14 protein-coding genes and 1 riboswitch are annotated in these 13,437 nt (G+C 46.9%); of the genes, 1 reads left to right on the top strand and 13 read right to left on the bottom strand.

Annotation, left to right across the window (positions count from 1 at the left end; translation table 11 throughout):
- Positions 1-440: 440 nt before the first annotated feature.
- The 8 genes from wsfD to J2T20_RS14020 all read right to left on the bottom strand — a co-directional run bounded on the left by wsfD (position 441) and on the right by J2T20_RS14020 (position 7,918).
- Positions 441-1,856 (bottom strand): glycan biosynthesis hexose transferase WsfD, encoded by a 1,416-nt coding sequence (gene wsfD / locus J2T20_RS14055; RefSeq protein WP_307589317.1) that lies wholly within the window; start codon positions 1,854-1,856, stop codon positions 441-443.
- A 14-nt stretch (positions 1,857-1,870) separates the two neighbouring features.
- On the bottom strand, positions 1,871-3,772 hold the full coding sequence (locus tag J2T20_RS14050) for an LTA synthase family protein (RefSeq protein WP_307589315.1): 1,902 nt from the start codon (positions 3,770-3,772) through the stop codon (positions 1,871-1,873).
- A gap of 162 nt (positions 3,773-3,934) precedes the next feature.
- The gene (locus J2T20_RS14045; RefSeq protein WP_307589313.1) at positions 3,935-5,272 is read right to left on the bottom strand and encodes a 5'-deoxyadenosine deaminase; all 1,338 of its coding nucleotides are present in this window, start codon (positions 5,270-5,272) and stop codon (positions 3,935-3,937) included.
- Positions 5,273-5,552: 280 nt separating this feature from the next.
- Positions 5,553-5,651: riboswitch (purine riboswitch) on the bottom strand.
- A gap of 176 nt (positions 5,652-5,827) precedes the next feature.
- Positions 5,828-6,337, bottom strand: a complete 510-nt coding sequence (locus tag J2T20_RS14040; RefSeq protein WP_307589312.1) for a GNAT family N-acetyltransferase — start codon at positions 6,335-6,337, stop codon at positions 5,828-5,830.
- 201 nt (positions 6,338-6,538) lie between these two features.
- A complete protein-coding gene (locus J2T20_RS14035) occupies positions 6,539-6,961 on the bottom strand; it encodes a hypothetical protein (RefSeq protein WP_307589310.1) in 423 nt (140 codons plus the stop codon).
- A gap of 4 nt (positions 6,962-6,965) precedes the next feature.
- Positions 6,966-7,268, bottom strand: a complete 303-nt coding sequence (locus J2T20_RS14030; RefSeq protein ID WP_307589309.1) for a hypothetical protein — start codon at positions 7,266-7,268, stop codon at positions 6,966-6,968.
- Complete coding sequence (locus tag J2T20_RS14025; protein WP_307589505.1) at positions 7,265-7,606, bottom strand: restriction endonuclease subunit S; 342 nt, start codon at positions 7,604-7,606, stop codon at positions 7,265-7,267. The genes J2T20_RS14030 and J2T20_RS14025 overlap by 4 nt, the downstream gene beginning before the upstream one ends.
- A 24-nt stretch (positions 7,607-7,630) precedes the next feature.
- Entirely contained in the window at positions 7,631-7,918 is a 288-nt protein-coding gene (locus tag J2T20_RS14020; RefSeq protein ID WP_307589307.1) for a nucleoside-diphosphate sugar epimerase, read from the bottom strand.
- Positions 7,919-7,976: 58 nt separating this feature from the next.
- On the opposite strand from J2T20_RS14020, the gene J2T20_RS14015 reads away from it, so the two are divergent.
- Positions 7,977-8,165 carry a GNAT family N-acetyltransferase gene (locus J2T20_RS14015; protein ID WP_307589306.1) on the top strand — a complete coding sequence of 63 codons (189 nt, stop codon included), beginning with the start codon at positions 7,977-7,979 and terminating at the stop codon, positions 8,163-8,165.
- 72 nt (positions 8,166-8,237) lie between these two features.
- Here the strand turns inward: J2T20_RS14015 and J2T20_RS14010 are convergent, their stop codons facing one another.
- From J2T20_RS14010 to J2T20_RS13990, 5 genes are all read right to left on the bottom strand, one after another.
- A complete protein-coding gene (locus J2T20_RS14010) occupies positions 8,238-8,969 on the bottom strand; it encodes a sugar phosphate nucleotidyltransferase (RefSeq protein WP_307589304.1) in 732 nt (243 codons plus the stop codon).
- 115 nt (positions 8,970-9,084) lie between these two features.
- On the bottom strand, positions 9,085-9,822 hold the full coding sequence (locus J2T20_RS14005) for a glycosyltransferase family 2 protein (protein WP_307589302.1): 738 nt from the start codon (positions 9,820-9,822) through the stop codon (positions 9,085-9,087).
- Positions 9,819-10,721, bottom strand: coding sequence for a glycosyltransferase family 2 protein (locus J2T20_RS14000; protein ID WP_307589299.1), 903 nt, complete (start codon positions 10,719-10,721; stop codon positions 9,819-9,821). Before J2T20_RS14000 ends, J2T20_RS14005 begins: the two co-directional genes overlap by 4 nt.
- Before the next feature lie 7 nt (positions 10,722-10,728).
- Positions 10,729-11,571 carry a glycosyltransferase family 2 protein gene (locus J2T20_RS13995; protein ID WP_307589297.1) on the bottom strand — a complete coding sequence of 281 codons (843 nt, stop codon included), beginning with the start codon at positions 11,569-11,571 and terminating at the stop codon, positions 10,729-10,731.
- A gap of 171 nt (positions 11,572-11,742) precedes the next feature.
- The coding region (locus J2T20_RS13990) for a WIAG-tail domain (RefSeq protein ID WP_307589296.1) at positions 11,743-13,437 on the bottom strand (1,695 nt) is incomplete at its 5' end.

The raw sequence follows: 13,437 nt of genomic DNA, 5'->3' as shown, positions 1-13,437 counted from the left end.
ACAAGTTTGTTTGGATTCCAGTTTGCTGCTGCAAGTCTGTTACAGGTAGTTGCACAAAGTACACTTATATTTCTCCCTTAGCACACTTTGGGGTGTTTAATTGCACTTTATACACTTATTTTTGGGTATTCCGAGGTTTAACCGGCTTATTCGTGTTTTTAGTTGCACAAAGTACATCTATCCATACATCCGAGCGCCAAAAGCTAGAAATAAGTGTATAAAATACATCTATTTCACGGAGTGGGTCAAATAATATGTGTAAGAGAGTAGAAAGTAGTTTCCCGGGTGTTGTTTGTAAACGGAATTACACCTAATGATGGAAATCCATCTCCGATGCACAAAAAAAATCGCTCCTATGGAAATGGTTGCTGATTCTTCCATGTACCAAAGAACGATTCTAGTTTTTGTGCTTATTAAAGTAGTCCTCGCACAACATGCGTCTATCGACTTCTCAAACCCACCAGCTTGTGGACTAACCAACCAAACATAACGACCACCATCATATCGAAGCTGACATTGAACATGAACAAATGCTTGCCGATATCGGCTCGTCCATCCCCCAGAATGGGTACCAAAAACGAAAAGATTCCAATGAGTCCCACCAGCATCAGCAGTTCCCCGGCCACTCTCTCCCGAATATTCTTGCTGCGGAAATACTGAAACAATATTCCTGTGAAGTACAGTAGATAAAAAACACTCAGGAAGCCCAGACTGTGCGGGATATGCTTGTTCTTGAACTGGCTCCAAGTACTGTATGTATAGGATAAAGCACCTTTCGGATTACCCTCCCCGATTTCATAGTTTCCTAGATAATAGGGACGGATTGACATACCGTTCGCAGCCGCATACTTCATGTTATGTATCAAGCGATCTGGATTTTTAATATAAAAGAACAACACATCCTTATGTGATACACGAGCATAGAAGTCTGGTTGAAGTGAAGGATCATTCTGCTTAATTACTGTATCTTGCTGAAAAAAATTCGTCCCTGCTAAAACTTCCAGTCTTTCAGGCAATCCAAGCTGCTTCAAATCTCCCCTCACATCGGGTGACTGATTCAGAATTCCGAAAAATACGGTCTGATACAGATTGATATGCTTCAGATCCTTGGGGGCCGTTGCATACAAAAGGACAGATATTAAGAATATAGCTGCTGAAAACCATAGAGAAACCTTTCTCCAGCTTCCTTGACCCTTCAAGGCGGCAAAACGCAAAAAAATTAGGGCAAAGGCAATACCAATCGGCGCATTCTGAATTTTGGAAGAGGTGAGAAAGAGCACCGATATAAAAAACAAGATAAGCCCTTTCACAGTCGGTCTCTCCTGGCCTGTTAAACGAAGTCCCAGCGCGAAGGTCAGCAGCATAAACACCATGGATACCGGCTCTCCGAACAAGGAGTTGAAATAAGCCAAATATCCGATGTCGTAAAATACAAACAACAAGCTCCCGCCCAGCAGCAAGCCCGTCACATAGGAACCGTGAGCATTAGTCCTTACAAGCAGCCATGTAGCGGCCAATAGCAGGAATACATATACTGCTGCGAGTAAGCGGATATCAAAATAACTTCCATGAAACAATCCTCCGATCAGTCTCGGCAGCAGCACAAGAAAGATTTGACTTGAAGGATAGAACCCTTTAAATAAATGGTCATATGCAAACCTGGAATGGCTGAAACTAAAAAATCGGTCTGCATACGACTCGGCGGCATTGTAGTAGTTCAGCCCTATCGTATTCATCATCCGCAGGTAGTCGCCGTTATCGGCGACTCCAACAAACGGTGAGCTGAACAGAAGATAAACAGCGAGCCCTAGCCCTGCAAGCACTGTAATTATTTCTGGTTTTAAAATCTTTTTCATTATTCCTACCTCTCTTAACGCTGCGGCAACAGCTTCACATATTCGTCCGACAGACGCATTAGCTTCATTATATACTTATAATCATCTTCATATTTGGAGAAATCGGCTACAGGCTCAAGTGTTTTCAGCGATACTGCTGTTCCATCATTGAAAGCTTTACCCGGAACAAACAGGATATCATTATTAAAAAAAGATCCTGTCGGCAAATAATACCGCATACCGATAATATTGCGATCAATGTTCAGGAGATCATGACCAAAGGCTGTAAAACCCTCCTGTTGGAGTGAAACGCCTAGCAGGTTGGATATTGTCGGCATAATATCGACTTGTCCGCCTGTTCTTTCTACTACCTGTCCTTGCTTCATGTCGGGCGCATGTATAATCAGTGGGATATTGTAGCGACTAATCCGGTTATCATACTTGATGCCCAGTGCTTCGTTGATTTGTTCCGAGCTTACAACCTTGGGCTGCAGGCCGAAGTGGTCCCCGTACAGCACAACCACAGAGTTGTCCCATAATCCATTTTTCTTCAACCCATCAATCAGTGTGCCAATAGCATAGTCCGTATAGTTGACCGCTGTCAGGTAATCACCCAGCACCCCTCCCTTCATATTCTCAGGAACCGTTATTTTCTTGAAGGATTTAGGAATCTTGAAAGGGTGGTGGCCAGAAACGGTAATGAACTGGGCATAAAAAGGTTTATCTTGCTTCTTCAGCTCGGAAAGCTTGTTTAAACCCGTGATGTACAGCTGCTCATCCGAAGCACCAAATGCATTCAAGTGGTCATTAGTGAAATATGGCTGATCAAAATAACGGGTGAATCCCAAGGCGGGATAGAGCTCCTTGCGGTTCCAGAATCCCACTTTGTTCACATGGAAGGTGTAAGCCTCGTAGCCCTTATCTCGAAGTAAACGCGGCAGACTTGGAAGTACCCTGTCTCCAAATGAGGTAGACATAGCCTGTGATCCGATGGGATATATAGACGTATTACTCATAAACTCTGCATCTGAGGTATTGCCCGGACCAATTTGTTGAAAGACATGAGGAAAATACATGCTCTCTTTGGCAAGCTTGTTCAGCACCGGTGTTAATTCCTGACCCCCAAGGGATTGGAACAGAGCGAAATTTTGAAGGGCTTCCATCTGGATCACAATTACATTTTTACCTTTTTGCGATCCGAAATATGCCGGAACCTCTCCCACAGCAACCTGATCCTTATAGTTGAACGTGGACTCCAATGCGGCAACCTTCGCAACAGTCTCACTGATGTCGCCGGTACCGACAAGTACTTTATCCTCTTTACTTTCTACCGCAGCAACGAACTCATAATTCAGGAAACCGGTGCTTTCCGCCTGAACCAGCTCGTTCGCAATTCCTTTCGTTGCATGAATGGAGTAGGTAGATAAAGAAAGCCCACCAACGATAGCTATCATGATTACAATGAGATGAACTCGGTGTGCGGTCGGTGAGACATAAGCATTCCGGGTACGGCTTGAACCCCGGCTCCATTTACGATACATGGCAGCTCCAAGGAAAATTACAATATCAGCGAAAAACAAATAATCAATAAGCTGTATCGTGGAACCCACACTTTCCCTGATCTCGAACACCTGATCCAAATCAGACAGCGCTAGATAGGTCGGAACAGATCCGAACTGATTGAAGTATACACTAGCCGCGAAGAGCACCAGAGAGAGCAGTGTATTAAATCCCCAAAATACTGCGGTTTTCATCCGATTTGGAGTAATAAGATATAAAATCCCCATCAATAGCAGTACAGATGCCGCATCCGATGCTACCCACCCCAGGGCAATGCGATTAAAGAATATCATTCTGAGCAGTAACAGCTTAAGGAACAGTAAACAAGTGACCCTATAAAATTGAACTCTACCGAGTCCAAGCATTGTATTCTTCATAATTCCTCCCTCTATATTCCTCATTTGTAAAAACCATACTCTTCTTTTGTAAATATCAGATTTTTCTAGTATAACAATACTTTATTTTTTTATCAAAATTGAAAAAAAAGAACACAGCATAAATACATCAGCTGTGTCCTTATATTCCTACCGATAACCCTTCTAAACCAAAGATGTGGTTCTCAGGAGTCTTTTTATAGAACGATTAGCTTCACGGAGTACAGTCTCTTTATCAACGGTCTTAAGTATCCCTCTCTCCATCAAAATCTCACCGTCCACGATGGTAGTCTCTACATCCGCCCGGGTGGCTGAATACACAATACGGGAGATAGGGTCAACATCATAGGAGGGAAAGGTATGGAAATTATATAGATTTAGAATAGCAAGATCCGCCTTTTTTCCAACTTCAATGCTGCCGATTTTGTCCTCCATGCCCACCGCCCGCGCCCCGCCTATCGTTGCCATACGAAATACGCTCCTCGCATCCATCGTTGTTGGTCCATGCAGCGGCTTCTGGATGAGTGCCGCCAGCCTCATCTCGTTGAACATATCCAGATTATTGTTGCAGGGTGCACCATCCGCACCAAGGCTTAATGAAATATGCTCATGCAGCATTCCAGGAATGTCTGCCACACCTGAAGCCAACTTCAGATTGGAACCCGGACAATGGCTAACATGAACACCCCTGTCATGTAGAATACGATGTTCCTCCTCATCCAGCCAAACACAGTGCGCCAGAATCAAACGGTCATTGGCCAGCCCCAGATGATCCAGATATACCACATTGCGCATACCGGTCATAGCCTTCACAATTTCAATTTCCCCCATATTCTCGGAAGCATGGGTATGAACCTTGACTCCATAACGGGCTGACAAATCCCTTACTTCTGTCAGCAAGGGTTCCGTACAGGAGATTACGAATCGCGGTGAGAAAGCGTATTGAATGCGTCCCTCCCCGTAGCCGTTCCACTTTTCCAGCAAATCTACACTCTCTTGCAGAGAGGATAAGGTATCCTCCTGAAGAGCTTGGGGGATATCACTGTTCTTTTGATCCATCATCACCTTTCCCGACAAGGCTCTTATCCCGCTCTGGGCAATAGCTTGAAAGGCGAAATCCGTATGATGTACCGTCTCCATGTCAACAATCGTTGTGGTTCCGCTGGAGATTAGCTCACCAATTCCCAGCATAGCGGAATAGTAGATAGACTCCTCATCATGCGCTGCCTCCAGGGGCCAGATCCGATTGCGAAGCCAATCCATTAGCTCCAGATCATCCCCTTTCCCCCGGAACAACGTTTGGCATAAATGAATGTGCGTTTGGATGAAACCCGGAATGACCGTACGGTTGGTAGCGTCTATGATCTTCTCGTCACCTCGGGGAGTCAGCCCGCTGCCTATTTCAACGATTATGCCGTCCTTGATTCTAATGTCTCCCTGAATGATTTCCTCCTGCTTGTTCATCGTTATGATTTCCGCATTCTTGATCAGTATATTTCTCATGGCCTTTCTCCCCCTTATCGTAGATCATCTTAATGTTTCCTCTATATAAATTGAACTTAAGATTTTTAGAATAAAGGATTAGTCGCACTGCGGTGAATGTTTGGACTTCCGGCCGCTGTTGTAGTAAGACTTTCTTTGATTTAACCCGCTTTTAGCGGTTGAAATCCGGATACAAAGGCGGTCGCTATCGCTCCTCCAGTTCCAAAATTCCCCTTCGTCACTCCGTTCCCTTTTCTCTAATTTAAAGTTCAATTTATATAGTGCAAAAAGGCCACAAAAATATGCCTGAGCATATTTTCGTAGCCAGAAATTTACGGTTTCCGGTAGAGACCCTTAAACCAATTATTAAGGATATACGAAAAAAGGACTATTCAATTTTCGATTGAATAGTCCAATTTTAATCTAAGGACAACTTACTTGTCAATCATAGTTAGATATAATAACACAACTTCACATTTTAAGAGTATAAATACGTCTTTTTGTCTGTATCCCGACTCCCATATGTAATGTATAATCACACAACTATATTAATTTCTATCCATCGGACTTTTCTACCTAAACAAATACTTTCTCAAACACCGGAAAGCTTGCTATTCTTCCCGGAAAGTTCACTTCACCCCTAAGATCATATTCCAAACTATTATACAGCTTCAGAGCAGAAGCATTCTTAGCATAGGTATCCAGACGGATGCTGGTATAACCGCTACGTAGGGCATGATCTTCCGCAAAAGCAATCAGTCTGCGAGCAATTCCCTTTCCTTGAACCTCCGGATGCACAGCCAGCCTATGCATGCTTAGATGAGGGCCTTGATTCTGTACCCAGTGGATGGCCGAATATTCTTCTGCCTGATTCTCATCCAACACGATAATTCCTGCAATGGCACCTTCTACCTCACATACATACAATGTGCCATGCTCCAGATCCTCCTTGATCACTTCCCTATTGGGGTAGCTTTCGTCCCACTGATCACTTCCACTGTTCTGCATCACTTGGACGCACCGGGTAATCAGTTCCATAATCTGTTCAATCTCATCCTGGCGCCCTGCTCGAATAGCACTTGTCACCCTGTGCACCTGCTTTCGTCTATAGTATTTTGAACCCCTATCATTCTGTAAAGAAGTCTATCATATTTACAGGTAAAAGCAGAAATACAACCTTTATTTTATCCATACAAAAGAGAGCGACCTCATTCTTAATAAGACTGAGACACTCTCTCGTTACCTATTATACATTGTCATCTACGCTATTTTGGGATGCCTGCTGCCTCAGCCAAACTCCAGTTTATGCCCGTCCTCGAAGCCCTTGGCGAAACCCGCATCGAATCCCACGTTGTATGCTTCGGTGTATCCCTGCTGAAAGGCGTCTGCCGGCGGTGTTTCTGGCGGGACGCCGAGATCCGGGGGGAGCGCTACAACCTCAGCCGCCGGTAGAGAGCCGGCTCCCGGTGTTACATTAACACCTGGATGAAGCACTTGTGCTCTTCGGACAGTCCGGCGGCGAATTCTTCTCTTTCGGCGCAGCAGGATCCCTTTCTTGCTTTTCCCATATCGAACTACCTTCCGAGTAAGTCCTTTGCGGATTTTACGAACAAGGCCTCTGCGAACCCTGGCTTTCCGCGAGAGTAAAAGTATTCTTTTTCGCGAGGGTTTCCCTAAGCGCAGCACTCTACGGCTCTTCTTTCTCTTCATCGCTCTACTCCTCCTGTACTCCATGACTCTTACGGCTTTCACCGACGCAAGTTTTGCTCAGCCAGGGTGCAGCCGGAGTTCCTGTCTTATGCCGGTGAAGTGAAATACCGGACATCATCCGGCACATCGCGCTCTGGTATTGACTTAATACCCTTACATTGTCACATAACTTACGGGCAGTCAGCTCAGAATGTCCTGTTAATTCAGCGATACTCTCCAGAATGGTAGCTAAGGCCGCTTGACTACGAGCAATGGAGCGGATCATCTCCAGCTTGACGGCTCGTTCCGAAAGATTCGAGGGGCTCATTTGCTTTCCTCTCCGAATCCTAACCCGTCAGCCATTCCGCCAAAGCCTTCCCCGCCTCCCTCTTCTTCACCGCTGCCAAGCACAGCTTTTAAATTACTGTACAATCCGTTTTCCAGCTTGGTCAGTCCCTCCATCAGTTCTACGATTTGTTCATGTATGGAAAGGGACTCCTTCAGTTGCTCTTCGTGACTGGCGAACGCTTTGGCATGGATATGATGCTGTGTCCACTGCTTTACCTTCTCTGCCTCCACCGCCTTGGCCTCCAGAATCATTGCGATGTTCCACTGGATGGTGGCGGTCGAATCCAGCATTTGCAGATAAGCCTTTTCTCTGCTCATCATCCACCTCCTGCTCCTTAAGCTTTACTCTTCTTCCTGGCCATTTAATTCCTTGATGACTCTGCCGACCCCTTCGGCCATAGCTTCTTCCAAATCGGCAAGTGCGTTCAAGTAAGCAATAATACTTTTGTTAACCTGACCCGAGCTTTCGATCAAACCGCTGGTATCGCCCAAATCCGGGTCCGCATCCGGCAGATCGTGAACAATTTGAGACATCCGGACAGCCACGTGGCGTTCGGCATCCAGAATTCTTGCCATTTGCTCGTGCGTATGGGCCATGTGCTGCAGTACTTTTGTAATTTTATTCTGCACCTTCATGTCTCCTTTGCTCAAACGCCCTGCTACAGCATATGCGGCATAAGCCTGTACGGTGCTGGAGATCAAATACGCAAAATTTCAAAAGAAAGGAATTTTAGGCTACATGATAGTTAAAAAATATAGAGGACAAGGTTATGCTACAGAGGCGCTTCAGGCAATGACTCAATGGATCTTTAACCAGCCTGGATCCCTATATGTACTTGCCGATACCGAAAAGGATAATATATCAGGATACAGATGATCTTATTTGGTGGAAAATTGAAAAGGGCGATATCGAAGGTGTAAGAAATTCACAATAAAAAATACGCCGCACTTAAGGCAGCGCATCTCTCAATTTCTCCCCAGCCTCACGCAGAGACTGAAACGTTCCCGCATCGCTCCACCACTCTTTTAAGATATCATAGCTGAGCTTGCGGTCTGCGGCATAAATATTATTCACATCTGTAATTTCCAGCTCTCCTCTTTTGGAAGGAGACACCCTTTTAATAATGTCAAACACAGCCTCGTCGTACATATAAATGCCAGTCACACAATACCCCGTCTTCGGATGCTGCGGTTTTTCTTCAATGTAGGCGATCCAAGCAGAATCTTGACTATCGAACACTGGGACACCGTATCGACGTGCGTCATCAACCGGTTTGAGCAGCACCTTGGCCGTACCCGCAGGCTGACGGAGGTAGCTCTCGACATAAAGCGTTAGATCATCGAGAAAAAGGTTATCTCCCAGCAGCACCAGGAAACGTTCACCCTGGGGTACAAATCCTTTTGCCAATTCCAGTGCCTCCGCAATCCCGCCGGCTGCCTCCTGGATTTTGTAAGTAAGCGTTACACCGAATGCAGCACCACTTCCCAAAAAATCCAGATACAGCCCGGCTGACTGCTTGCTGATTACGAGAAGAATATCGGTTATACCACACCGGCGCAGCCGGTCAATACCGTAGCACACCATTGGATATTTGCCGACCGGAAGCAAATGCTTGTTCATAAGCCGGGTCAGCGGATAAAGTCTAGATCCTGTTCCGCCCGCCAGTATGACTCCTTTCACTACCTTTCCTCCTCAACATTTTGTGGAACCTAGGGCTCCCACCACATTGCCTTAGCAAAAACTGACTTCTAACACAAACTCCTGCACCACCCGCCTGAGGGTTATTAATTCCAAGCTATATAAAAGCTGCAGGATCGGTATTCCATTTATCTATATAAAGCTTGCGATTCCGCTCAACCAACTCTTGCCATCCTCCATTGTATACCTGCTTGAAGCTCACACTTCCTTCATGGTGTACCAGAGCATCGCCGGCAATAAGCAGCCGATATCCGAACAAACGGGCCCGGAAGCAATAATCATCATCCTCGTAATGCCCGGGAGAGAATCGTTCGTCAAGCAAGCCTACAACATCTAACACTTCTCGCTTGAAGAGAAAACACATCCCCACAAGCCTGTGAGTCTCTCTCCATTTGGAAGGGTCGGGAACATTGGCCGTTTCCGTAGTTTTATGAAAAGCCGGGATATCCTCATAGTAGGTTTTCACCTGCTGTCTTCCACTGGCATAATTGGTGATGGGCCCAACAATGCCGACATCAGGAGCGCTATACAAGGCCCGTTTTAGATTGGTCAACCACTCCCGGGAAACAATAACATCATTATTCAGGAGCAGCAACTCGTCTCCGCAAGCTAACTGCAGTCCCATATTACAGGCTACCGGGAAACCGGCATTGGCTGGCAAAGAGATGAAGGTTATTTTTTCAGAGCGGCAATAAGCAGTTGTTCCATCCTCCGAACCGTTATCTACAACAATGATCTCATAAGGACTTGCTGTATATTCTCTGATTGAATCCACACAAGCCCGAAGCTGATGAAGACCATTATAGTTTGGGATAATGATGCTGGTCATCGTCATATGCCATTCCTCCATAATGCCGTTTGCCGGCGGCTCTCAGCGCCGTTGCTCCCCTCAAACCCCTTGCTTCCTCCGCGCGCCAGCAGCTCGTGAAGAGCTTCGGCATGATCACCGGATATCAGCTTCGCCATAGCATTACCTTCACCTGTATTGGCTTTACGCTGCCGATTATGGGTTATCACATTCACAGTGCCTGCTTTTTCCACTTTTAACTTTTCCATAATAGCAACGGCATGAGCTTTCGGAGGAACCATCAGATGCTGACAGCCAATCGTCTCCACCGCCTTCCGTGAAAGAGCATGCGGAACTGCAGTTATAGAACTCGTGCCCAAATCTGTCCGCCCAAGAACCGAATTTAAAAACAGCTTGCAGCGTGTTACTTCGTCCCACTGAGCGAAATTTGGGAGCAGTGGATCTATATCATTAAGCGCTACATCTCCTCCCCCATCTATCGCCGCCGGAAACGAAATCAGTTGAGGAGCAGGAATTACCATATCACCATCGAGAAAAAGCAGAATATCACCGCGGCTCAGCTTCGCACCGATAGCCCGGCCTACATCATGCCCTGCAGATTCCGGACAATGGACAACCACTGCCTGTTTGCACAATCTGGCACGTTGGAAGCTTCTATCCTTGCATCCGTTGAGTACGACAATTATTTCTACCGGCCGGAGACGCATTACCTGCTTAAGTACCTGGAATAACGTCTCTTCTTCATCCCGTGCCGAGATTATGACGGATAAGCTGCTGCGAAAGTCAGGAATCAAGCTAAGGGATCGACCTGACTTCGGTTTTCGCGACGACCGACGAGGTGTAGAGGAAGAGGATTTTGCAGACTTGCCGGATTTAGAGAAACCCTTCCCGATTCTAGGCTTGAAAAGCTTGGAGCTGTTACTCATCGTATTATCACCTCACCATCTCGCGGCGCCGGATTCCGTCAGTGAAACCGGCCCGGTTCCCCCGCCTTTTGAGCAACAAAGCAATTGCCTCCAGATGGTCAGCGATCACAAGCTGCTGCAAGGGATCTCTTCCACCCTTCTTTCGGCGGACAGCATTTATTTTACCTACAGGAACAATATGCACAGGTTCCACCCGAAGCCCCTCCATGACGGCATGGACATAGGCAACAGGCGGTCTGGACAGCAAGTCACTCCCTAGAACTTGAATTGCCTTTCGGCTTAAAGCATGCGGAACAGCTGTCATAGAGCAGCCCTTCAAATCGGGACGTTGAAGAATAATATTCAGCACATGCTTGGAGAGTACAACCGGATGTGGACGGGATCGATGGACCGGTCCGGAATAATTATTTAAGGCTACATCTACCCCGCCGCTCACAGCCACCACAAAGGGGCGGAGCTGGGTTGAGGAAAGTACAAGATCACCATCGGTAAACAACAGAATTTCACCCTTTGCTACTTCAGCCCCGATGCTGCGGCCCACATCATGTCCGAGCGGTTCGGCATAGGAAATCACCCGAGCTCCGCAGGATTGGGCAATTTCCACTGTCCCATCCATAGAACCGTTAGCTACTACGATCACCTCACATCGAGGGTGAACACCTCTTGCCCCGGCAATCGCTCTGGCTATGGTTGGGGCTTCATTCATGGCCGGAATAATGACGGACACCAAGGGCTCAGGATGATTCACCGGTGCTGAGGTTTCTCGCGCAGGACGGGCGGGGCGCCTTGATTTACGGGAAAGCGGCCGCCCCGTGCGGCGGGCAAAAGATCTTTTTGTTTTCAAGCTCATCCACCTTCCTTACAGGGCGTGTTTCCCAGGCTGAGGGTACACCACAGTTTATGTAATCCGCCAAGCAGGGTAACGGCCAATGCCTCCTTCTCATAGAAAATGGGACAAATGGCTGTATTCGCAAAAAAAGAGCGCAGCCTCAGGCTGCGCTTAATCTACTTTCATGTGGATCTAGTCAAACACCCTATCATCTACAGGTAATTTAAATTGAGGGGTTCCAATGGCAATCCATGAGATTACACCGTAGAAATGCTGCGTTTCACGTAATCTTACCACCTCTATGACGGCGTCTGCGTTGCCCCTGCTTTTTAATGAAGCATGGAAGAAAGGTTGATTAGTCATGGCAACAAGTACATAACCCGTATGACCGAAGCTTTCATCGAACGTTACGGTCACTTCCACGCTGTCCTCATCACCATTGAACATAAATGCCATCATCCCGAACTGCTGCAGCGCCTCTCTATTCCCGGCACTTTGGACCGGACTAAAGGCTAGATGTCCCCTCTCCACTGAACCGGGTGCCAGATGCTCCTTGCATACAGCTTCCGGAGCAATATGGAAGCTTTGCACACTCTCTTCCTCCAAATGTTTGGATTGGATCGAGAACGGTGCAATTTTGGATGAATCTACTGCTTCGTCTTGAAGCTCTGTGTTTCCCACCGCTCCTGTAAAGAGATGTTCCATTCGTACACTTCCAGGTGACAGCTTATCGCTGGTAATACTGCCTTCCGGTAACAATTCAGAGGTACGGGTCTCTTTTGCAAGATGATCCAATGTAATGATTCCATGCTGCAAATGATGGCCCGCTACGGATTCATCGGCTAAATGTTCACTTTGGACACTCTCAGACAGCAGATGTTCCGAATGTACAGATCCTTCCGCCAGCTTTGAACCGGTAATACTACCATCAGGCAGCAGTTCCGAGGTCTTGGCATCTTCAGCAAGATGATCCAAAGTAATAATTCCATGCTGTAAATGACGACCTGCTACGGATTCATCGGCTAAATGCTCGCCCTGGACACTCTCAGACTGCAAATGCTCCGAATGTACAGATCCTTCCGCCAGCTTCGAACCGGTGATACTTCCATCCGGCAGCAGTTCCGAGGTCTTAGCATCTTCAGCAAGATGCTCAAAGGTAATACTTCCTGTGTTGATATGACGGCTGCCTACAGCCTTAGATGCCAGATGGCCGCCATATACACTTCCCGGCGCAAGCTGGAACGAGCCGATTGCTCCCTCCGCCAGCTTATTACCGGTAATACTACCGTCCGGTAGTATATCAGGTGTCCTTACCTCTGATGCCAGATGATTAAGCTTAATGCCACCCGAACGGACGTGGCGGCTGTCTACCGACTCCGCCGCTAGATGACCTCCAAACACACTGGCAGGTGCAAGCTGGAATGAGCCAACTGCCCCTTCGGCCAGCTTATTTCCAGTAATACTGCCATCCGCTAACAATTTAGAGGATCTAGTCTCTTCCGCTAAATGATCCAGTGTAATACTTCCTGCACTGATATGGCGGCTATCGACCGTCTCCAATGCCAGGTGGTCTCCGTACACACTTCCGTGTGCAATTTGGTGTGAACCAACTGCCCCCTCTGCCAGCTTATTTCCAGTAATACTTCCATCCTTCAACAGATTAGGAGACTTCGTTTCATCCGCTAAATGATCCAGTGTAATACTTCCTGCACTGATATGGCGGCTGTCGATCACATCAGATACCAGATGGTCTCCGAGTACGCTACTCTTCGCAAGTTGGTATGATCCGACTGATCCTTCTGCCAGCTTACTGCTGGTAATACTTCCATCCGGCAACAATTCAGAAGTCTTCGTCTCTTCCGCTAGATGCTCAAGTGTAATACTTCC

The sequence above is a fragment of the Paenibacillus wynnii genome (assembly GCF_030812855.1).
GTDB classification, from domain to species: domain Bacteria; phylum Bacillota; class Bacilli; order Paenibacillales; family Paenibacillaceae; genus Paenibacillus_AQ; species Paenibacillus_AQ wynnii_A.
Note: the sequence above shows the minus strand (reverse complement) of the source record. Positions and strands in the feature narration are given on the sequence as shown.

Bases quoted from the DNA above. Each gene is read 5' to 3' on its own strand.
- J2T20_RS14045 (WP_307589313.1), bottom strand. From the start codon at position 5,272: ATGAGAAATATACTGATCAAGAATGCGGAAATCATAACGATGAACAAG.
- J2T20_RS14050 (WP_307589315.1), bottom strand. From the start codon at position 3,772: ATGAAGAATACAATGCTTGGACTCGGTAGAGTTCAATTTTATAGGGTC.
- J2T20_RS14005 (WP_307589302.1), bottom strand. From the start codon at position 9,822: ATGACGATGACCAGCATCATTATCCCAAACTATAATGGTCTTCATCAG.
- J2T20_RS14035 (WP_307589310.1), bottom strand. From the start codon at position 6,961: ATGAAGAGAAAGAAGAGCCGTAGAGTGCTGCGCTTAGGGAAACCCTCG.
- J2T20_RS14030 (WP_307589309.1), bottom strand. From the start codon at position 7,268: ATGAGCCCCTCGAATCTTTCGGAACGAGCCGTCAAGCTGGAGATGATC.
- J2T20_RS14000 (WP_307589299.1), bottom strand. From the start codon at position 10,721: ATGAGTAACAGCTCCAAGCTTTTCAAGCCTAGAATCGGGAAGGGTTTC.
- J2T20_RS13995 (WP_307589297.1), bottom strand. From the start codon at position 11,571: ATGAGCTTGAAAACAAAAAGATCTTTTGCCCGCCGCACGGGGCGGCCG.
- wsfD (WP_307589317.1), bottom strand. From the start codon at position 1,856: ATGAAAAAGATTTTAAAACCAGAAATAATTACAGTGCTTGCAGGGCTA.
- J2T20_RS14025 (WP_307589505.1), bottom strand. From the start codon at position 7,606: ATGAGCAGAGAAAAGGCTTATCTGCAAATGCTGGATTCGACCGCCACC.